Genomic DNA, 21722 nt, shown 5'->3' with positions numbered 1-21722 from the left:
TATTGTTATTGATTTCCTGATGTCTTACATAATTGAGCGAATGAACATTACTGCAATGATAACCGGACATACAAAACGCACGTACCAAGGCCATATTTTCCAAAATAAACCGTTTTCCGCATCAGGATTGCCGGATTGAATTTCTTGAAGAATGGCATCGCGACGCCAGACCCAACCAGCGAAAATGCACAGTGCCAATCCTAATAACGGCTGACTGTATTGCGTCGTTAAGGCAATTACAAAACCGAAAAGATGCTCAAAATTAAGTATAATTGTGCAGCTACAAATAAAAATGATGCTGGTCATTACCCACACCGCCTTTTTCCGCATCAGGCCTTTGCTTTCCACCAGGTAAGCAACCGGTACTTCAAGCATCGAAATAGATGATGTTAACGCAGCAATTATCATTAACGCGAAAAATGCGAAGGCTACGAATACACCCACTGTTCCTATAGAAGTAAATAACGCAGGCAGGACGGTAAAGATAAGCTGATCACCTTCTATTAAGGCTCCTTCAGCAGTAAATATTTCTACGCCATTGTTCAACGCTACATACATTGCAGGAATGATCAACATACCTGCAAGAATGGCCACACCAATATCCACCAACGCCACTGCAGCACCGATGGTAGGTAAATTTTCGTCTTTGCTTACGTAAGAGCCATATACCAGCATCGTGCCTACCCCTAACGACATCGAGAAAAAGGCTTGTCCCATGGCACTGATCAATAAATCGGGCTCAAGGATGCGGGAAAAATCGGGTACAAGATAGGCGCTCCACCCTTCAATGGCGCCCGGCTGAAAGCTTACATAAACAATCAACAAAATGATGAGGACGACCAGTGTCGGCATCAGCCTTACCGACCACTTCTCGATACCGGCTTTTACACCACCAAGTACGATGGTCGCAGTAAACAGCATAAAGATACCGCAGAAAAGAATGTTCCGCGGAGCAGAAAAAGTGATGAGCCAGGAAGATAACGGCTCCAAACTCGCCATCCTCGCAGCGGATTCTGCAAAATAGGAAAACATCCAGCCGCCAACAATTGCGTAAAAAGCCAGTATTAAGGAAACAGTGATAAAGCCCCAGATACCGGTCAGTCTACCAATTGCGCTATCGGATATTTTACCCAGTGCATCAACCATATTAGCGCGAGTCGCTCTGCCAATAATTAGCTCGGCCATTAAAACGGGATATGCCAGAACAAAGGCCAGTAAGATGTACACCAACACGAAAGCCGCCCCACCATTGCTGGCTACCTGAGTCGGGAATCCCCAAATATTTCCCAAACCCACAGCAGAGCCCGCAGCCGCTAAAACAAAGCCGATACGGGAAGAAAATTCGCCTCGCATTGCCATTATGTCGTCCTTTTATTATTGTTGTAGAGCGTTTTTTAATAGACACAAAAAAAGGGCTGGTATGGCACCAGCCCTTTACCAAACTAGTTTAATTATTCGTAATTGCGTATTTACCTGTATCCAGCATGTCGTACGTGATACTTGCTGCCTCGTCAAGAAACGGATCCAGTTCCTTTAAGTCTTCGGGTAAGTCATCCATCGATTTAATCGGATCTTTACCCATACGAGCCAAACGTTCATTTGTTCGTGCTAGTTCTTGTGCTTTTGCTTCGTCTTTTTCTTTCACTCTTTCAGATTTGACCAGCGAAATAAAGTCACGATCTTTATTCTTTTTGTACTCTTCAATATCTTCATAAAGATATTTAAATTCAGGATCCTTAAGTACGCGCGCATTATGTTTTGCAGTCAAAACATCAAGCGCATGCTGGCTATCACCAAAGGTGGTGTAGTTCGCTCTATCTATACTATCCCACGGCAGCGCATTCTCTTCCTGACTCTCGCCCCACTCAGCAGGATCGATGGGGGAAGGATATTTAATATCCGGTACTACACCTTTATGTTGGGTGCTACCGCCATCAATACGGTAAAACTTGGCAATGGTAAACTGAACACTTCCCAGCGGGTTGTCATAGAGATCGTAAATACGTCCTAGTCCGCGATGCTGCTGCACAGTACCTTTTCCAAAAGTCTGCTCACCAATGATAAGGGCGCGATGATAATCCTGCATGGCAGCCGCAAAAATTTCAGACGCAGATGCACTGTAACGGTCCACTAACACGGTTAATGGACCATCGTACGCTACTAACCCGTCTGTATCACGATTGACACTGACTTTTCCCTCACCGTAACGAATTTGAACTACCGGCCCTTTTTCTATAAACAGACCAGAAAGTAACGTGGCCTCGGTGAGTGAGCCGCCACCGTTGCCTCGTAAGTCAACAATAATGCCTTTAACGTCTTGCGCTTTTAACGCATCAATTTCCTTTTTAACGTCCGCATGCAGGTTGTTGTAAAAGCTTGGAATGGTAATAACCCCAAGTTCCTCGCCTTGATGAGGACCAGTTTCCGGTACATAAACTTCCGATTTAGCTGCCCTATCTTCAAGTTTAATTTTATCCCGAGTCAGGCTAACTACAGACATTGATTTACTGTCAGTAGCCCCTTTTTGAACCTGCAATTTCACAGTACTGCCTTTAGGTCCTTTGATAAGTTCAACAACTTCGTCGAGACGCCAACCAACAACATCAACAAATTCCTCATCATCCTGAGCGACACCGACAATCTTATCTTCCGGCTTCAATCCTTTGGATTTATCTGCTGGTCCACCCGGAACAATGCTTTTTATCACAGTGTAGTCATCTTCACTCTGTAATACTGCTCCGATACCTTCAAACGATAAATTCATTTCCATCTGAAAACGATCGGCATTCCGCGGCGAAAGATAGCTGGTATGGGCCTCAATACTGCGGGCAAAAGAGTTCATGGCAGTCTGAAATACATCTTCACTCTCGGTTTGCTTAAGTCGTTTAATCGCTCTGTTGTAGCGCTTGGTAAGCAGCTCTTTGGCTTCATCCCAGGTTTTATCAGCTAAAATTAAATTTAGCGCATCATATTTTACCCGTTGACGCCATAACTCGTTTAATTCTGCTTCATTTTCTGGCCACTCAGCGTCTTCACGATCATAATAAAACTTGTCATCTTCTTTGCTGAAGTCGAACGGTTCATCAAGCAGGCTTAAGGCGTATTCGAGTCGTTCAATACGACTTAGCGCACTGGCATTGTACATATCGTAAACAACACCGAGATTTCCCCGGCTCAAGGCCTCATCAAAGGTATCCCGATACTGCTTAAAATCCTCGACGTCAGATTTGAGAAAAATCTGTTTATTACTGTCCAGAGATTGGAGAAAACGATCAAAAATCTTTTCTGAAAGCGCATCATCCAACGCAATTTCTTTATAGTGAGCACGCGTAAACAACGCACTGATACGTTTTGCCGCGACGCTGTGCTGGGATTCCTGCTGTAACATGGGAAGATCTTGTACAGCGGGTGCGCTTGTGACAGCACCTGCTCCGACAGCAATGGATAAAAACGCACTTGCAACAGAAATACGAAGGATATCTTTCATTTTACGACCTCTTGGAGCTTGCCAAACGTAAAGCCTCTGAATTGACTTTAACTACCATACCGGAATCTAGCTGAACATGAATTCCATCTTTGGCAACTTCAGTGATAACGGCTGGCATCGGCGCTTTACCTAATTTTACCGTCACTAGCGTGCCCGGATGAATATCCGCCTGAGTTAGTTTTGCAGGTGGAGTCTTATTTGGTCTGCTAGGACGAGATTTAGTTCCCTTTTTACTTTCCGCACCACGAGTATTTTGTGATGAACCTTCAGCATTGCGCGGGGGCGAACGCTTATCATGGTTCCGCGGGGATTGTTTCTGCTGACCTTTTCGCTTTTCAGCTGCTTTTGCTTTGCTTTCCTCAAGCTGCTGGCGCGCATGGTCTGCATGTTCCTTTTCAATTTGTGCATCGGGTTTACCATCCAGATCCACACGAAACGCGCCCTCTTGAATGCTGTGCAGGTACCGCCAGCTATTCGTATAATGACGAAGAGACGAGCGCAATAAGGTTTTACTTACGCGCTCTTCACCTTCTAATCTTCCAGCAAGTTCCTGGAAAATGCCAATTTTTAGAGGTTTTGCTTCGCCCTCTACGGAAAAACAGTTGGGGAATGATTCGGCTAAAAAGGCGATCACGTCTTTGCTGTTAGAAAACTTCTCTGCTGATTCCATCAAAATAGTTTGGTCAATTAATAAAATTCTTCGTTGTCTGCATCATCCCAAGTTGCCAGCGTGTGGTCAACCCAATCCAGCAATTCATCATCATCAATATCCAATAAATTACTATTTTGATGCCAAATTTCCCATGTGTGGTGTAATAATCGTTCAAGCCACTCGGTTTCAACGTCTTCATCAGCACCATCATAAACCGCGTGCAGAATAAAATTTATGCGATCCGCGGCATCATGAGCGTCTTCGTGATAATCATCCATGTCTGCTGGCGTTGCCAGTACCACATGAATATCTACATTTTGTTTCATTGCTGGCTTTCCAGCAAGGCTTCAGCTATAGCTGTCAGGCCGATTTTGTCTTCCTCATCAAACCTGCCTTTATGAGGACTATCAATATCCAGTACACCAATTAACGTACCATCGATAACTAAAGGTATTACTATTTCTGAATTTGAGGCCGCGTCGCAAGCAATATGTCCTTCAAATCGGTGAACATCCTGAACAACTTGTGTTTGCCGCGTGGCTGCAGCCGTCCCACAAACACCTTTGCCTATCGGAATACGTATACAAGCAGGTTGCCCCTGAAACGGCCCAAGTACCAGTTGCTCGTCTTTATACAAGTAGAAACCGGCCCAATTAACATCTTCCATCTGATTGAACAGTAATGCGCTAATATTGGCCATATTGGCGATTACATCTTTTTCACCGCTTACCAAACTCTTCGCCTGGTTAATTAGTTGGGCGTAAAATGCGCTTTTCAAACCTACCTCTCAGTCCTGTGTGGAAATTGCGAAGCTCACATTTAAGCTGGCTTCTATCATCTGTTGTCCCGGCATTGCTGAGGCAAAATCTTCTCTCATTGCACTGGCACGCATCATCGGCATCGTATAACTGCTGCCATTTTCATGAACAGCAATAACGCTACCCAATTCTACATCAAGTTCTTTGGCAAGAAGCGTCGCACGTGACTTGGCGTCTTTTACTGCATTTATTAAAGCTTGCTGATACGCATTGTCCTGTTTTGAGGCAATAAATTCAAACTGCTGTACCCTATCTACACCGCTACTTAACGCCCCATCAATAATAGCATCGTAATTATCGATATTATTATGGGTTACGCGTACCTCACGCATGAGCACAAAACCTGCTTCTTTGCGCCCTTCAGGGGCGGATTCATACCAAGGATTAAGTTGAATCTGCATCGATTGAATTTGATTTTCAGCGATACCTGATTCCAGCAAAAAAGTAGTAAGATTACGCACCTTTAACTGAATCTTTTTATTTAATTCCGCTACCTTTGGACCTTTTTCTTCAACGATAAAAGTAACGGAAAAAGCATCCGGTACTACCGCCACAATTCCTTTTCCCACTACATTAATTGCCGGTTTTGTAACGTTTTCCGCAAACGCCGCCGCGCTAATAATACAGGCTACTACGATAAATGCAGTACGGGTAATAACGGGTAACATAAATTATCCTTACAAAATGTTGAGTGCTTCTACAGAATGCGTTTTTTCTCTGAACCTGGCATGAATGTCATCTGAATAACTTACGCAGGATCAAGGGTAACTTAGCCGAAAAACCAATAACTCACTCCAATAGCCGCTATTATACCGGCCACATCTGCCACTAAACAACATGCTACTGCGTAACGTGAATGTTTTATTCCTACTGCGCCCAGGTAAACGGCAAGCACATAAAAGGTAGTTTCTGTAGAGCCCTGAAGAACCGAGGACAGCCTGCCGGCAAAGGAGTCTGCACCATGATGTTGCATAGTTTCAATCATCAGCGCTCTGGCACCACTCCCGCTTAACGGTTTCATCAAAGCAGTTGGCAAGCCGTCAACAAATCTGGCATCGCCACCGAATAAAAGCACTGCCTGTCGTATTCCATCTACCACCAAATCTAAAATACCACTTGCACGTAGCATTCCGATAGCCACTAACATTGCGAGTAAAAACGGAATGAGCGACACGGCAACTTCAAAACCTTTTTTTGCTCCCTCCACAAACAGCTCATACGTATCCAACTGTTTGCGCCAGCCACTTACTAACACTACAATGATAAAGGTGAATAATAAAAAGTTCGCAACGATAGCAGACTGCGTTGCAAGTGCACTAGCAGCGAGATGGGAAAAGTATACTATAACAGCGCCAAGCGCAGCAAAAACACCGGCCAGATAAAGTAAGATAACGCGGTTAAGTAAGTTAATCCGTTGGATTAAACACGTAACGATTAGCCCGGCAAGCGTGGAAGCACTTGTCGCTAATAGAATCGGAATGAACACATCGGTAGGTTGCGCTGCCCCCTGTTCTGCTCGATAAAGAAACACTGCAATAGGAAACAGTGTGACAGATGACGTGTTTAGCACCAAAAACAGAATTTGGCTATCGGTTAGCGTGTCTTTACGTGGCGCCAAGGTCTGCATATCTTGCATGGCCTTTATTCCAAAGGGTGTGGCGGCGTTATCAAGTCCAAGCACGTTAGCAGAAATATTCATTGTAATACTTCCCAAAGCGGGATGATTGCGGGGAATATCTGGCATAATGCGGCAAAGTAAAGGGGCCAGAATTCGGGAAACTTTGTTGATCAAGCCCGACTGCTCGGCGACCTGAAAAATTCCCAGCCAAAAAGCCAGTACACCGATCAGCCCAATTGCAATTTCTACGCTAAGCCCGGCCATACTGGAAACTGCCTGCATGACATCCTGAAACCCACCGGGATTGGCACCAAAGAATGCCTGATAACAGGTCGCGAAAAATGCCGCGACGATAAAAGATAGCCAGATTCTGTTCAACATACCTGTTATTCGCAAACGAATTTCGTGCAGTGTACAACAAACCTTGTTGATATTTCAGCGGAATTCTCACAGTCGAAAACTTGCACCAGAATCAGGGGGATTTGCAGAAGCTCCTTTGTTTTACGCGATAGCGCCATATGGTTAAACAGCGGTATGCAGACTGGCTGATCCATTTAACAGCATTGCTGCGTAGAATTTCATATTAGCCGGAACTAAGAACTCGCGAGACTGCTCCCTACAGAAAAAATTCAAATAAATTTCACAGAAGCTGTTTATAAAGCAATCATTCTTGTTCTATGATTATTATCCGTTGTGAATACATGCAATTGTTTATTTTGCAAAGGTTAGCGCAAGGCTCAGAAATGAGCCATTCCCCTGGGCCCGGAACGCCAGTTCTGGGCCTTTTTTTATAAAAAACACTAGCGTTTGAAAATAGCTGTGTTGACAAGCGCCAGTTAAAAAAAAAGCTAACGCTGGTGCTACAAACCAATTTATCCCAGTTTGGACTAGCGGGGGCATTTGAACAGAAACTTACGGTTTCGCCCTCACCGATCCATCCCAAACCGTAAATTCCTGCACGAAATTCACCTGATGGGCGATTACTTGCCTTTGGCGGCTTCGATGTACTTGTAGAGTGTGGGTTTTGATATCCCCATCATTTCGCAAATCTGATCGACCGTGTGTTTCTTCTCGTCGTACAGTTTCACTGCCAGGGCCTGCTTGTCCTTGTTGAGCGCCTTGGGCCTGCCGCCTTTGCGGCCACGCGCTCGCGCAGCCTGGAGCCCCGCCTGTGTGCGTTCACGGATCAGGTTCCGCTCGAATTCGGCCAGGGCGCCAAAGATATGGAAAATCAGCTTGCCGGAACTAGACGAGGTGTCGATGGCTTCCTGGAGGCTCTTCAGGCCAATACCCTTGGATTCCAGCAGTGCCACCATCTCAATAAGGTCTTTGAGCGACCGGCTGAGTCGATCCAGCCGCCATACGACTAGGGTGTCACCGGCTCTCGCGTACTGCAAAGCCTGGTGCAGTCCTGGGCGTTCCGCCCTGGCACCGCTAAGCTGGTCCTCGAAGACCTGTTCACATCCAGCTTGGTCTAGGGCATCTCGTTGCAAATTGAGATTCTGATCGTCGGTCGAGACCCGTGCATAGCCAACCAGCATGTTTTTCTCTCTCCAGACAAACTTTACAAATTTGGGGTTTCTTCACCGGCCCTTAAAAAGTTGGCGGTTATCGCAGATACCCGGTCATTGCCTTCAAAAAGTAGTCACTTACTCATTGAGAAGAATCATATCTTAACATTGAATTATTAACCGAGTATATTTACTCTAATCGCCCTGAAAATTTATGATCTTTCGGGCTGTCAGGATGAATTAATAAAGCGGGGGTTTTCTTAACTTAGTGGTCAGTAAGATATTTTGTGGTATAGTATTCAGAGGTAATACCTTTGAATACTGAGGTGACGAGATGGCAACATCAGTAAAACTTGACGAAAACCTGAAAGGCCGGATCCAGCACTTGGCTGAAGTGCGGCATCGTTCATCGCATTGGATTATGCGGGAAGCGATCCGTGAATATGTTGAGCGTGAAGAAAAGCGCGAATCTTTCAAGCAGGATGCATTACGCGCCTGGGAATCGTACCAGGAAAATGGACAACACCTGACGCTTGAAGAAGCTGATGCTTGGCTGGAGAAGCTTGAAGCAGGTGACGATGTGGAGTTGCCTAAGTGCCACGACTGATTTGGTCGCCTTCCGCTCTGGCTGACGTGCAGCGACTTTATCGCTTCCTTGCTATAAAAGATGAAGATGCAGCCCGACGTGCCATCAAAACAATACGGGCAGGCGTGAAAATACTCGCACACCAGCCAGAGGCAGGACGTCCTGTTGAAGACATGGAGCCGGTGTTTCGGGAATGGCCGATTGATTTCGGAACTAGCGGCTATGTAGCGTTGTATCGTTTCGATGGTGAAACAGCAATCATTCTTGCTGTGCGACATCAGAAAGAAGCCGGATACTAAGAACAGATGACGGCCAATGAAAAATTCCTGACCCAGCGGCAGCGCTACCAACCAGTGACATTGCCGCAGGATTTTTCTGATGAGGAAATGGCCAGGGACTGGACGCTATCGGAGGCGGACCAGAAAGAAGTCAATCGCTATCGCACCAACTCCCGCCCGTTCATCGCCATTCAACTTTGCGCCGTGCGTCTGTATGGCCGCTTCCTGGTGGAGGTCAACGACCTGTCGCCACGCATTGTGAGTTACCTCAATAGCCAACTCGATTACCGCCATCGCTGACTATCAACACCCCGGATCGGGATGCTACCTTTTCCGAGCAGCGCAAGAATATCCTAACCTACCTGGGCTTTTCCAAATACGACGATACCGCGCAGGCCAGCCTGGAAAAGTGGCTCTCCAAGCAGGCCGAGCAAGGTTACTTGCCGGACGAACTGTTTCTACGTGCCGAGCAGTATTTGCTGAATGCCAAGGTAATTCTGCCGGGGCCAAGCGTCATGGAGCGCTTGGTTATCAGCGTTTGCTCCGATGTCCACGAGCGTCTGTTTGAAACGCTTTATCAGCAATTATCAACGGAAATTCGGCAGGCTATCGATGAGCTGTTGATTGCCGCACCAGGTGATCAGCGTTCGCTGTTCTATCTCCTGAAAGAATATCCGCCTTCAGCCACCATCACCTCGATTCAAAGCTACCTGGAGCGCTACCGGTCTCTCGACGGTTCCGGCATCGACGCCATCGAATCCCGAATCGTGGATCCGGCGTTTATGGATTATCTCTACAAACTGGCTCGTCGCTACAACGCCAAGGACATCAAACGGTTCAAGGAAAACAAGCGCTATTCCTTGATGCTGTGTTTTCTGCTGGAAACGCGCAAGGTGCTGCTGGATCACCTGGTGAAGATGCACGACCAGTACATTCTGGACATGCTGCGCAAGGGCAAGCAGGTTCATGAGAAAAAGCACCGTGAGTTTCGCAAACGCCAAAAGAAGGCCATCGATACGGTGCTGGATGCGACCCACCTGATCCTGAACTGGCCGGATGACAAGCCGTTGAACAAGGTGGATCTGTGGCAACGTATTGATGAGAAGAAACTGCTGGCATCCGTGGATGATCTACATATCTTCAAGCGCCTGGAAGAGCGCGGCTACGGCGATCTGCTGTTGGCCCGTTATCCCAGTTTACGTAAGTACTTCCCGGTGTTCCTCCGCCTGCCGTTCCAGGCCAAGCCCGGTACCGAACCCCTCCTGAACTCTATACAACTGATTCGCCGACTCGATACCGGTGAATTGAAAAATCTGCCCGAAGACGTACCAACGTATTTCATTCCCAAGGAGCTGCGGCGCTGCTTGAAAGTCAAAAATGGCAAGATTCAGCGCAACACCTGGGAACTGGGCGTGGCTATGGCCATGAAGGAGGCCTTGCGCTCGGGGGATTTGTTTGTGCCCAAGAGCAAACAGCACGTTTCTTTCTGGGATCTGATGCTGGACCTGCACCGTTGGAAGGACACCCGCGAAGCCGCCTACGAGGACCTCCAGCAACCGTTCAAAGACCAGGTGAAAGCACAATTGATTCTGCAATTTCACCAGAGTGTGGGTGAAGCGGATAAGCATTTCTGGACACCTTTGCCGATATCAAGGATGGCAATCTCAAACTGAAGCGTGACGACAAGGCAGAGATTCCGGAGGCAGTGAAGAAACTCCAGAAGGTCATCGATGCCACTATGCCCACTATTCGCATTGAAGAACTCCTGATGGAGGTGGACAGGGAAACCAACTTCACCCGGCACTTTATTCCGGTACAGCAACACCACTCCAGGCCGAAGAATTTCTACAGAACGCTGATTTCAGCGCTCATTTCCCAAGCAACCAACCTGGGTGTGGTGGCGATGAGCGCGAGCGTTGTTGGCGTGACCGTGGATATGCTGCGCCACGTCTTGCAATTTTTCGTGCGCGAGGAAACCATCACGGCGGCCAGTGCCGAGATTGTGAACCAGCACCACCAATTGCCGTTCAGTGAGGTACACGGATCCGGCCAGGTGTCGTCATCAGACGCGCAACGCTTCCGGATCAGAGCCGACAGCCTGTTGGCGGCATACTATCCCCGGTACTACGGCTACTATGAGAAAGCGATCGGCATCTACACCCATGTGTCCGATCAATACTCGAATCCGCGACCTCAAGGATCAGCAGCTCTACCGGGTGGAACGCAACGTCAATTACGGCGTATTTACGCCCTTGCTGAACAAGACGGCGGATCTGGACATTATTGAAGAGCAGTGGGATGAAATGATCCATGTGGCCACGTCGTTAAAGGAACGCACGGCACCAGCACATGTGATTGTGGAGCGGCTGACCGACAGCTTTCCCTCTGACCGGTTGGCGAAGGCCTTCACCAACCTGGGCAGGATCATCAAAACCGAATACATCCTGCGCTACATTACCGACAAGGATGCGCCGCACGGTTCAGCTCCAGCTCAACAAAGGCGAGTACCGGCACAATCTGCCGCGCTGGATTTTCTTCGCCAACCAGGGTGAGTTCACTACCGGCGACTACCCGGAAATCATGAATAAGGCGAGCGCCTTAAGCCTGGTATCCAATGCCGTCCTGTATTGGAACACATCCAGAATCAGCAGCATAGTCGAACAGCTTCGGAAGCAGGGGGAGACGGTCGATGATGATCTACTGGCTCACATTTCCCTACTGCCGTACAAACACGTACTGCCTAACGGCACTTATTTTATCAACGATGAGGTAACGCTGCCCCCATGAGAAAACACGCGTTTTTATTACCATACGACAAATCAAATCGCAGGCAACCCATTGAGTTTTGGGTGTTGAAGCGGGAGGCCTGATGGATTTTCTTCAAGCGCTTTGGCTCGGAATCCTTCAGGGCATTACGGAATTCTTGCCAATTTCCAGCTCGGCCCATTTGATTTTGGCACCCGTGTTAGCGGGCTGGTCGGATCAGGGCGTGGCCTTTGATCTGGCCGTCCATGTAGGTACTTTGCTGGCCGTGGTGCTGTATTTTCATCGCGATGTCATAGCCCTGTGCAAAGACAGCGTCACCTCACTGGGGCAGCGGCGCTTTGTTGGATAAGGCTTGATGGCCACCTATTTGGTCATTGGCACCGTTCCGGCTGCACTGGTCGGTTTATTGCTGCTAGACCTTATCGACAGCCAGTTGCGTTCTGTGGAGATTATCTTCTTCACCACGCTGTTTTTTGGTCTGCTGCTGGGTTGGGCGGATTGGCGACCCAACCAGCACCGGGACATTACCACGCTTACCTGGCGGTATGCGTTGTTGGTTGGTGCAGCTCAGGCGCTCTCCCTGATCCCGGGGACGTCCCGCTCTGGTGTGACCATCACCGCCGGGCTGATGCTCGGCCTGAGTAGGAAGCGGCGGCCCGCTTTTCGTTCCTGCTGGCCATTCCCATCACCGCATTGGCGGCGTCCGCCAAATTGCTTGAAGTCGCTACTCGTGATGTGGCTGTGGATTGGCAAGGCTTTCTCATTGGGGGAATTACGTCATTTGCCATGGCCCTGACCGCCATTCACTTTTTTCTAAAATGGCTCAATCGTTTCGGCATGTGGCCCTATGTGGTCTACCGCTTGGCACTGGCCGCCCTGATTTACCTGGTTTTAATGAGATAAGGAAACGTGATCTTCAATGTTTCAATGTGTATTCGGGGCGTGTTGCTTGCTTTATCGCTCATGCTGGTTGCCTGCGGTCCATGGGACCAAGTACATCAACTGAGCGGCGCTGCCCAGGGCACCACCTGGCACGTCAGCGTCTGGCAACCGGGTGGGGTGGATGTTAACGCGCTCCAGCAACGAATTAACGCAGAATTTGATCGCCTGGATCGAGTGTTATCCAACTACCGGCCGGATTCGGACATTGAGCGTTTCAATGCCACGGATACCACCGCTTTGATTGATGTCGGCTCCGAGATTGTCGGACTGATCAGAGCTGCCAAGCAGGTTAGTCAAGCCAGCCAGGGATGCTATGACCTGACGATTAAACCATTGTTTGATCTCTGGGGGTTCTCGGGATAAACTCTGACAACACCGGACCCGACCACCCTGATGCAACAGCTACAACACGTCGGTTTTAGCAAGCTGGAAACCCCGACACCCACCCAACTGCGTAAAATCGACCCACAGATGCACGTTGATCTGTCCTCCATCGCCCAGGGCTACAGCGTTGGTCGGATTGCCGCCGTGGTCGAAGCTGCTGAAATACAGAACTATCTGGTGGAGATTGGCGGAGAGTTACAAACGCGAGGGCATAAGCCGGACGGCTCCCCCTGGCGTATCGGTGTCGAGCGGCCTCTGCTCGGTGGTCGTTCAGTGCAAAAGTCACTCACCAACCGCCAGGATGCCCCGGTTTCTGTTATGACGTCGGGCACCTACCGCCATTATTTCGATGACCGGGGTAAGCGTTACAGCCATTTGCTGGATGCCCGCACGGGCAAGCCGGTAAACCACAATACAGTCTCAGTCACTGTCATCAATGATAATCCAACCGTGGCAGACGCCTGGTCCACGGCACTCCTTTGCCTGGGCCGGGAAGCCGGTATGCCTGTCGCGAATGATAATGGTATCGCCGCCCTTTTCATCACTACAAACAATAGCCAGTTCGAAGAGGCTGCGACTCTTCGTTGGCAATCAATGAAAACGATAGAGGTTCATTAATGCTGAGACTATTTAAGATTGAAGGTGGCCTGATTCGCGAAATTAAGTGCGCTCCTGAAGAAAAACGGGGGTATCATTCAGAACCGCCCGCAGGCGCTGTGCAACAGGCGCTATGAACAACATGGAGCTGCTGCACAGCGGCCAAGGAAGGGTTTACAGCGTGTTCTGAATAGTGTCCTCGTTATGACTCATACTTCGGAACTGTTATTTAGACTTTCCTCATTAACCCTTCTTGCATGGTTGACGCCACTAAATCGCCTGCTTGATTAAAAATTTGTCCTTTAACAATTCCGCGGGCGTTACCGCTAAAGGGGCTGTCCATCACATAAAGTAGCCAATCGTTGAAATTTACTTCCCTGTGAAACCACATGGCATGGTCAATAGTGGCTATGCGCAGATTTTTGTCGGTTAATGATATGCCATGTGGCTGCAGTGACGTACTTAAAAAATGGTAGTCTGAAGCGTAAGCGAGTGTCGCCTGATGCAAGCTAAGATTGTCTCCCAAAGCTTCTCTGGCACGTAACCAGATTTTCCTTGTAGGTTCACTGGGCCGAGCGCGAAAAGATTGCGCGGCGTTTATTGTGCGGATGTCCACCGGGCGATGGTAACTGAGCGCTTCACGCATGGGGCGCGCTATTTTTTCGTAATTGTCTTCATAAAAAGTAATGTCTGACTGAACATCTTCGGGGGGTGGCACGTCCGGCATTTGTGCAAACTGATGTGACATGCCCTCTTCGGAAGTTTGAAACGAGGCAGTCATATAAAAGATATTGCGACCATCCTGAACTGCCTTCACTCGACGAGCCGAAAAACTGCGTCCGTCACGAACGGATTCAACTTCGTAAACAACAGGCTTTTTAGCGTCTCCAGGTAACAGAAAGTAGGTATGAAAAGAATGTGCGATTCTGCCTGGCTCCACGGTTTGGTAAGCGGCGGCTAGCGCCTGCCCTAATACCTGACCGCCAAACAGGGCAGCGAAGCCGAGATCCCAGCTTTGCCCGCGAAATAAACTGGCTTCAATTTTTTCCAGTTCCAGTAGCGAAGATAATTTAATTTCAGCCATGAATTTTGCTTTCTCCTAATGCGCCGCTTTGGGATTACGCGGATAGTATTTTTCGGGCAGTTGAGCCCGATGTTCAAAATAACGGGTATCTTTGTAAGGTAACTTCATAAATCCTGATATGCCCAGCCCTTCGATAGTTGGTACAGCTTTAACAATAGCCTCCAGTAAGGCAGAAAACCGCTGTTGTTGGCTGTGATCCAGCAACATATAATAACTGTGAATTTTCAGGTGTTTGGGCAACGCTTCGAAAATAATGCACCCTGTATGATGGATGGTATTCAGCTCCTCTAGCAACTGCATCATGGGCTCGGGCAGCTTTAATAACTCATCCGGGTCTTCCCCGTCTTCAAAGTACGAGTGGGTACGGCTCTCGTCTTTCATTGCCGGAATGCGTGAGAGTTCAAAGGGAATATGACAACCTTCGTCCGGCTGAAACGGTAGATTTTCATTTTCACGTTCGATGTGTAAGGTATCTTTTGCATTAAACATACAACATTTAAAGATACCACTGCGATGGATGGCGCGCGCAAGGGTTATGACATTATTTACAGACTGCTCGAACGCTCCCTTGACATCGTTGTTATAAAGATTAAGGCTGGAATCGACATAGATGCCGTCGGGCTCCCATCGAATGGCTATTCCGCCAACGACAGGGAAGCGCCCTAAGCGGCTGACCGCCGACACAAAACCTTTTTCCGTTTCTCCCATCCCTTGCAAATAATTTTTATAATAACGCTCGAATTGTGCATCATTAATATACTTAAGTTCGTTTTCTGCGTTTTCAGCATGTTGGCGTAAATAAGATTTACGGGAGCTATAGACTACCGTTTCGATTTCTTTTGCCGATTTCGCCACCCAGGTGGGAATGAATGCTTGATACGCGTTAGGTTTATCATCAGCAAACACCAGTTGTCGCAGCACATGCAGATTGTTAAAAAAATAATCGCCGCCCTGAATCCGCTGCTGAGGATCGTCACTCAGCATATAATCTAAAATATTTGCCAGAAGTTTTGGTAAACCCAGCGATAAGGGGGTGATAACTTTGCGACCAAACCGGCTTGACTGTCCAGATGCCATAGCGTAGAGCGTACCCGCCAAACCCTGCTCATCAAATCGAGGCGAAGATAAGGTGCCATTTAGCTGATCTTCGCCGATGAAATAAACATCGCCTAAACGCGCATTAGTTTGTTGCATGTCTCCTGACATCAGATCCATTACGTTATTACCAACAAACTGGCCAGTTTCGTCAAGCTGTGCAAAAACCGATGATCCCCAGTCGATCAGCTGTAACCTCTCCTGTTCCGCATGCCACACCAGGTTAGACGGTTTTATATCACCATGTACAATAGGTTTTGCTTCACCGGTTTCCGTAAAGTTTCGCAGCGCCAGCAAAATTTCGCCCATCTGCACAGCCATTTTCACAATAATTCTCGGCGATAACGGCCCATGTCGCAGGCTTACCTTTTCAAGGTCTTCGCCAGTCGCTCTATCCATAACCAGTATTGATTGCTTTTTGACCTGCTGAAACTCAACTAAAGGCGGAACTAATGGGTGCTCAACATGGCTAAGCATAAAAGCTTCTTCTTCGAGACGATCCTGCACATGCTGAGGTAAATTGATACGAGAAAATTTGAATACCCGTTGTCGGTTATCTGGCGTGACACCCCCAAATACAAAGCCGAAAGCCCCTTTTCCAATCAGGGAAATCTGGCGATATCCTAACCGGCTAAGTTGATCAATACAAAGGTTTACCCAATCTTTAAGCTTCTTCGCATCAGCATGCGAAAGCAGATAAATTGACTGCTCTTCAGGTATGTAGAAATGCTTAAGCGCTTTGGGCTGATTCATGCGCCCTGCTCTGTTTTCAGCCATTGCAAAGAATAAGAAGTGTGCTCACCAAGATAAGCACAGGCTTCCTCTAAAGCTTCCCGGAGCTGCTTATCCAGTTGCCACGCAGGATTAATCACACATACTCCCGAACCATACATGCCGGTATCATCGGCATAATCTGCCACAGTGAGTTCGGCACTAAACGCGGTTGTACCCAGCCTAGCTATTCGTTTTATCATAGCTTCACTAGCACCGGACTTCTCACCGGCTCGTGCAGACAGCAGCGGATACCAAAGCACAACCTGAGCGTTCTGCCAACGGTGAAACATCTTTTCAAGTGTGTCAGCAATATGCTGATACTCGCGATACTGTTCGTATGGCGGATCGATCAGTACTGCTCCACGATTGGGTTGTGGCGGCGTCATCGCTATCAATCCTTCCAGGCCATCGCGATGATGCACACAAACATTCTTGTCTTTACCCACCGCTCGCATCGCAGCATTAAGTGCATTTGACTCACCGGGATGCAATTCCATGAGATGCGCAATATCCTGTTCACGCATAACTGCTGCGGCTAAGGCGGGCGAACCGGGATAATGTTGATGAGCTAAAAAGTCCTGGGTAAGCGAGAGATAGGTTGCTAAAAGTTCGCTGTTTGCAGATATTCCGCTGAGGGGATGGATACCGGTCTCAAATTCTTTATTTTTTTGCGCCTGCTCAGAATCAAGTGGGTAAAGACCTGCTCCAGCGTGTGTATCAAAAAGTGTGAAAGGTTTATTTTTGCGTTTTAAATGGTTAATCACGCCTAACCAGCAAAGATGTTTTATCACATCTGCGTGATTGCCTGCGTGATAGCCATGTTGATAACTTAACACCGATTACCTGCTTGTTCGCGCTAAAACCGTTATTCTACATGTAGCTCCCAAAGGTAAACAAGAGCAAGTAACGTGAACATCTGCCGTTGCGGGCATTAAAGGATTTTTCCGGTATTATAGTGATTACCAGGGCGAATTCGTGAATATTTATTAAACATTAAGTGAAAGTTACTTAGCCGAACTTCTGGAGCATGGATGCTCCAGCAGAGCCATCAGGAATGATTTTACGGCGTATCGGATAAGAAAATATTACGTATTTTCACAGCTGATGGTTTTTCGCTCACTCATGCGGTTGCCCTGGTAATAGCCCCAACACCGTTTCGAACCGCCGTAAAAAACAGTGTCAGGTTTTGCTGCGCTACATTATCAACCTACCGTAAATGCATTAGCATTTTTACAGGGTCTGCTAAATATTTACACCACAGATTGTTAAATTTAACCATAGTCGCACCGTCTATGATTCGATGATCCCCTGACCAGTTAACCTGCATAATATGTTGCGCAATCACACTACCATCGTCGTTAAAGCGGGGAAGTTTTTGCGTTTTCCCTAACGCTACAATGGCAGCTTCCGGCTTATTTATCACCGGTGTAGCTGTAATGCCGCCTAACGCGCCAATATTGGAAATGCTTATGGTGCCGCCTTTAAGAGAATCGCCGCTCAATTTACCCTCACGCGCTTTCTCAATAATTTCTTGCATCTGGCTGGCAATCTCCAACAAAGAGAGATCCTGCACACGCTTGATATTCGGCACGAGTAAACCAATTTTTGAATCCACTGCAAAACCAATATTATGATCATCAAAAAAATGAAGTTCAGAGCCATCGTTATTCAGTTGACTATTAATAATGGGAAATTTCTGCAGAGCTAAAGACAGTGCCTTTATGAAGAAAGGCATAAAACTCAACTTAATACCTTGTTCGGCGAATTCCGGCTTAAGTGAACTTCTCAGTAACATGAGCGCATCCATCTGAAGCTCATCACTCACGGTGAAATGCGGAATGGTGTGTACGGAAGCGGACATCTGTTTAGCCATTGCCGCACGCACGCCACGTACCTTCTCTACTCTTACACCGCCCTGTCCTGGATTCTCGTTTGTCACTGCGCCTGAAGTTTCATTGTTAGCCATGAGAGTTGCAGAAGCTGACGAATTTTGAAGGTCTTTTTTAAGAATGCGCCCCTTTTTCCCAGACCCGGTAATATCAGCAAGATTAATCTCTTGTTCTCTGGCCATTCTGCGCACCGCCGGGCTGGCTAAAACTTTTCCAGGAATAACTACCGGTGGTTCGTAAGCGCCGTCAGCAAATCGCTGCTCGGATACGGGTTTTGTAGACGGCGATGCCGCTATAGCTTCTGTAGTCTCATCGTTGTCTGACGTCAGCGCTGCTGTCGATTTCTCCGCGCTTGTGCTGGCTACGGATAATGCGAATAATGGAGCGTGAACTTTGGCAATATCGCCTTGTTGATAATATAACTTGTGAACCGTCCCGGCATGTTTAGCAGGAATTTCTACCACCGCTTTATCTGTCATTACTTCGACAACCGGCTGGTCTTCCTCAATAGCATCGCCTTCCTGCACATGCCATTTAACAATTTCACACTCGACGATGCCCTCGCCGATGTCGGGCAAAATGAAGTCTTCCACATCGCTGCCCAGCTCACTTTGATGAGCAAACTGAGACGCTTCGTTTTCAGACTGTTTTTGGGGATCAGCGGCAGAAGCATCAGCATGATCGTCGTTTCCAGGGCTGGCGCCCTCAATAGACATTGCAAAAAGCGGTTTGTGCACTTGAGCAATATCGCCAACTTTGTAGTGCAATTTTACTACAGTTCCTGCATGCATAGCTGGAATTTGAACTGTGGCCTTATCTGTCATCACTTCAGCGACTGGCTGATCTTCAGCAATGTGTTCGCCTTCACTGACGAGCCATTCAAGCAGTTCACACTCAACAATACCTTCGCCAATATCGGGTAAAATAAATTCTGTTGTCATAATGCCTACCCTTAATAGTTCATTGTGCGCTTGATGGCTTCATACGTTTTGTACTGATCAGGCATGTATTCTTTTTCATGTGCCAGCGGATAGGGCGTGTCCAGACCACACACCCGGGCAATAGGCGCTTCAAGATATAAAAAGCATTTTTCCTGCACAGTTGCTGCAATTTCACTGGCAAAGCCACCTGTCTGTGGGGCTTCATGATTGACGAGTAAGCGCCCGGTTTTCCTTACCGAATCGACAACCGCCTCGGCATCCCAGGGTAAAATACTGCGTAGGTCGATAATTTCACAAGACACGCCATCTTCCAGGGCCATTTCTGCGGCCTTTTGCAGCACTTCTATCTGTGCGCCCCATCCCACCAAAGTGATGTCGCTGCCTTCTTCAACAATATCTGCCTTACCTAAGGGTAGCTCGTAATCATCTTCCGGCACGTCACTCACTGAAGCGCGGTAGAGCCGTTTCGGTTCCATAAACAGTACTGGATTGTCATCTCGAATGGATGCTAACAGCAGGCCTTTTGCCTGATAAGGATTGCGAGGAATGACAATTTTCATACCGGGAATATGCGCGAAAAAGGCTTCTGGCGACTGGCTATGATAATGTCCGCCGGCAATTCCGCCGCCGTATGGGGTGCGTATAGTCAAGGTTCCACAGGAAAACTGACCGCCCGAGCGATAACGAAACTTCGCGGTCTCATTGACTATCTGATCAAACGCCGGAAAAATATAGTCGCCGAACTGAATTTCAGCCACCGGGACAGATCCTTGCGACGCTAGGCCATTCGCAAAGCCGATAATCCCCTGCTCCGTTAGAGGCGTGTTGAAACAGCGGTCTCTACCAAACTTTTGTTGTAAATTACTGGTTGCCCGAAATACGCCGCCAAAATGGCCAACATCTTCACCAAAAACCATCACCCGCTTATCTTGCTCCATCGCGGTAATAAGAGCGCTGTTGATGGCTTGTAATAAATTCATCTTTGCCATTATTTCACTCTCCCTGAGGTTTTCGGGTACATCTGCGGATATAGACGAATATGAGATTTAAGGTTTTCCAGCTGCTCTTGTAAGTGCCAGGGCACTTCTGAGTAGACGTCGTTAACGATATCTTCAATGGGATTAATGGCGACTTTTTCTGCTTCTTTTAATGCACTGAGCACCGCCTGACGAGACGATTCAATGAGTTTTTTGTTGGCCTCTTCATCGAACCAGCCTTTTTGCTTCATCCATTTTGCCATACGGAGGATGGGATCCTTAGCGCGCCATTTATCTTCTTCGTCACGAGAGCGATATCCCGTTGGATCATCCGAGGTGGAATGCGCGGCTAACCGATAGGTCATAGCTTCAATTAAAACAGGGCATTTCTCATCAAGGGCAAGTTTTCTTGCATGCTGTGTGGCGGCAAAGACTGCCAGAGGATCGTTGCCGTCAACCCTGATCGTTTTTACGCCGTATCCTAAGCCTCTCGACGCAATGCCATCGCCAGCAAACTGCTCTTCAGCAGGTGTGGAGATGGCATAGCCGTTGTTGCGACAGAAGAAAATGACTGGACAATGCAGTACCGCCGCCATGTTTAAGCCTGCATGAAAGTCACCCTCTGACGCTGCACCTTCACCAAAATAACAAATAGTAATGGCGTCTTTACCAGCCATTTTTTGTCCATAGGCATAGCCGGATGCTTGCGGGATCTGCGTTCCTAACGGCGACGAAATCGTCATGAAGTTCAATTCTTTATCACCATAATGAATCGGCATCTGCCGACCTTTATTAGGATCTTTTTCGTTGCTGAACATCTGGTTCATGAACTGTTGAGTCGTGTAACCGCGATACGCTAGTGCTCCCTGCTCCCGATACTGCGACATGATCATGTCCTGATCGCTTAAGGCTGCAGCACTGGCAACTACCGCGGCTTCTTCACCCGTCGATGCCAAATAAAAACTGATGCGACCCTGACGCTGCGCGCCAATCATACGTTCATCAAGTACCCGCGTGTACTCCATGGTATCGTATATTTTTCGGGCTGTTTGCTCTGATATGTCCGGTTCAACAGCCTGCTCGTGGAGGCTACCGTCTGGCTTGAGGATTTGCAGCATCGGAATATCAATCAGGCCATTTTCAATAATGTTAACCTGATGCGTGGTAGATACCCGTGCGAGATGATTTCTGTCTTGCACTTTTGATCCCTCTTTTGTAAGGCGGTACCGTTAGTACCATTGTGTCCTTATGCTAGACCATCTCGAATTAAATCACCTTGCTATTTACCTGTCTCAAAGAGGCGGAGCTAGGAGAGATATCATG

Annotated in this window: 19 protein-coding genes and 3 pseudogenes; 8 read left to right on the top strand and 14 right to left on the bottom strand. The window is 47.8% G+C overall.

Features of this window, described 5'->3' with window-relative positions; translation table 11 throughout:
* Nucleotides 1-24: 24 nt before the first annotated feature.
* From CA267_RS18525 to CA267_RS18490, 8 genes are all read right to left on the bottom strand, one after another.
* Nucleotides 25-1359 (bottom strand): sodium-dependent transporter, encoded by a 1335-nt coding sequence (locus CA267_RS18525; RefSeq protein WP_075609414.1) that lies wholly within the window; start codon nucleotides 1357-1359, stop codon nucleotides 25-27.
* Nucleotides 1360-1447: 88 nt separating this feature from the next.
* Nucleotides 1448-3487 carry a carboxy terminal-processing peptidase gene (gene prc, locus CA267_RS18520; protein WP_075609415.1) on the bottom strand — a complete coding sequence of 680 codons (2040 nt, stop codon included), beginning with the start codon at nucleotides 3485-3487 and terminating at the stop codon, nucleotides 1448-1450.
* Nucleotide 3488: 1 nt separating this feature from the next.
* Entirely contained in the window at nucleotides 3489-4157 is a 669-nt protein-coding gene (proQ, locus tag CA267_RS18515; RefSeq protein WP_075609416.1) for an RNA chaperone ProQ, read from the bottom strand.
* 17 nt (nucleotides 4158-4174) lie between these two features.
* Entirely contained in the window at nucleotides 4175-4465 is a 291-nt protein-coding gene (locus CA267_RS18510) for a hypothetical protein (protein WP_075609417.1), read from the bottom strand.
* The gene (locus tag CA267_RS18505) at nucleotides 4462-4917 is read right to left on the bottom strand and encodes a GAF domain-containing protein (RefSeq protein WP_075609418.1); all 456 of its coding nucleotides are present in this window, start codon (nucleotides 4915-4917) and stop codon (nucleotides 4462-4464) included. Before CA267_RS18505 ends, CA267_RS18510 begins: the two co-directional genes overlap by 4 nt.
* A gap of 9 nt (nucleotides 4918-4926) precedes the next feature.
* Nucleotides 4927-5625 carry an SIMPL domain-containing protein gene (locus CA267_RS18500; RefSeq protein WP_075609419.1) on the bottom strand — a complete coding sequence of 233 codons (699 nt, stop codon included), beginning with the start codon at nucleotides 5623-5625 and terminating at the stop codon, nucleotides 4927-4929.
* A 101-nt stretch (nucleotides 5626-5726) separates the two neighbouring features.
* The gene (locus CA267_RS18495) at nucleotides 5727-6956 is read right to left on the bottom strand and encodes a nucleoside recognition domain-containing protein (protein WP_075609420.1); all 1230 of its coding nucleotides are present in this window, start codon (nucleotides 6954-6956) and stop codon (nucleotides 5727-5729) included.
* A 599-nt stretch (nucleotides 6957-7555) separates the two neighbouring features.
* A complete protein-coding gene (locus CA267_RS18490; RefSeq protein ID WP_075609422.1) occupies nucleotides 7556-8116 on the bottom strand; it encodes a recombinase family protein in 561 nt (186 codons plus the stop codon).
* Nucleotides 8117-8420: 304 nt separating this feature from the next.
* Here CA267_RS18490 and CA267_RS18485 point away from each other — a divergent pair, with 304 nt between their 5' ends.
* The 8 genes and pseudogenes from CA267_RS18485 (at nucleotide 8421) to CA267_RS18465 (ending at nucleotide 13660) form a co-directional block, all read left to right on the top strand.
* On the top strand, nucleotides 8421-8693 hold the full coding sequence (locus tag CA267_RS18485) for a CopG family ribbon-helix-helix protein (protein WP_075609423.1): 273 nt from the start codon (nucleotides 8421-8423) through the stop codon (nucleotides 8691-8693).
* Nucleotides 8681-8971, top strand: a complete 291-nt coding sequence (locus CA267_RS18480) for a type II toxin-antitoxin system RelE/ParE family toxin (protein ID WP_075609424.1) — start codon at nucleotides 8681-8683, stop codon at nucleotides 8969-8971. Before CA267_RS18485 ends, CA267_RS18480 begins: the two co-directional genes overlap by 13 nt.
* A gap of 6 nt (nucleotides 8972-8977) precedes the next feature.
* Entirely contained in the window at nucleotides 8978-9250 is a 273-nt protein-coding gene (locus CA267_RS19175; protein ID WP_217358044.1) for a DUF4158 domain-containing protein, read from the top strand.
* Nucleotides 9247-10623, top strand: a complete 1377-nt coding sequence (locus CA267_RS18945) for a DUF4158 domain-containing protein (protein WP_217358073.1) — start codon at nucleotides 9247-9249, stop codon at nucleotides 10621-10623. Before CA267_RS19175 ends, CA267_RS18945 begins: the two co-directional genes overlap by 4 nt.
* A gap of 32 nt (nucleotides 10624-10655) precedes the next feature.
* A complete protein-coding gene (locus tag CA267_RS18940; RefSeq protein WP_217358043.1) occupies nucleotides 10656-11237 on the top strand; it encodes a Tn3 family transposase in 582 nt (193 codons plus the stop codon).
* Nucleotides 11167-11737, top strand: a pseudogene (locus CA267_RS19270) (Tn3 family transposase). Before CA267_RS18940 ends, CA267_RS19270 begins: the two are co-directional and overlap by 71 nt.
* An 82-nt stretch (nucleotides 11738-11819) precedes the next feature.
* Nucleotides 11820-12619, top strand: a pseudogene (locus CA267_RS18470) (undecaprenyl-diphosphate phosphatase).
* Nucleotides 12620-12643: 24 nt separating this feature from the next.
* Nucleotides 12644-13660 (top strand): annotated as a pseudogene (locus CA267_RS18465) (FAD:protein FMN transferase).
* Between the two features lie 208 nt (nucleotides 13661-13868).
* Here CA267_RS18465 and CA267_RS18460 read toward each other — a convergent pair.
* From CA267_RS18460 to CA267_RS18435, 6 genes are all read right to left on the bottom strand, one after another.
* Nucleotides 13869-14723: an acyl-CoA thioesterase gene (locus CA267_RS18460; RefSeq protein WP_075609425.1), complete on the bottom strand. Its 855-nt coding sequence runs from the start codon at nucleotides 14721-14723 to the stop codon at nucleotides 13869-13871.
* 15 nt (nucleotides 14724-14738) lie between these two features.
* A complete protein-coding gene (locus CA267_RS18455; protein ID WP_075609426.1) occupies nucleotides 14739-16571 on the bottom strand; it encodes a protein kinase domain-containing protein in 1833 nt (610 codons plus the stop codon).
* Nucleotides 16568-17428, bottom strand: a complete 861-nt coding sequence (locus tag CA267_RS18450) for a 23S rRNA (adenine(2030)-N(6))-methyltransferase RlmJ (RefSeq protein WP_075609427.1) — start codon at nucleotides 17426-17428, stop codon at nucleotides 16568-16570. Before CA267_RS18450 ends, CA267_RS18455 begins: the two co-directional genes overlap by 4 nt.
* A gap of 371 nt (nucleotides 17429-17799) precedes the next feature.
* Nucleotides 17800-19422, bottom strand: a complete 1623-nt coding sequence (locus tag CA267_RS18445; RefSeq protein WP_075609428.1) for a dihydrolipoyllysine-residue acetyltransferase — start codon at nucleotides 19420-19422, stop codon at nucleotides 17800-17802.
* Nucleotides 19423-19433: 11 nt separating this feature from the next.
* A complete protein-coding gene (locus tag CA267_RS18440; RefSeq protein ID WP_075609429.1) occupies nucleotides 19434-20411 on the bottom strand; it encodes an alpha-ketoacid dehydrogenase subunit beta in 978 nt (325 codons plus the stop codon).
* Entirely contained in the window at nucleotides 20411-21598 is a 1188-nt protein-coding gene (locus CA267_RS18435; protein WP_075609430.1) for a thiamine pyrophosphate-dependent dehydrogenase E1 component subunit alpha, read from the bottom strand. The genes CA267_RS18440 and CA267_RS18435 overlap by 1 nt, the downstream gene beginning before the upstream one ends.
* Nucleotides 21599-21722 lie beyond the last annotated feature (124 nt).

The sequence above is a fragment of the Alteromonas pelagimontana genome, assembly GCF_002499975.2.
GTDB lineage: Bacteria > Pseudomonadota > Gammaproteobacteria > Enterobacterales > Alteromonadaceae > Alteromonas > Alteromonas pelagimontana.
Note: the sequence above shows the minus strand (reverse complement) of the source record. Positions and strands in the feature narration are given on the sequence as shown.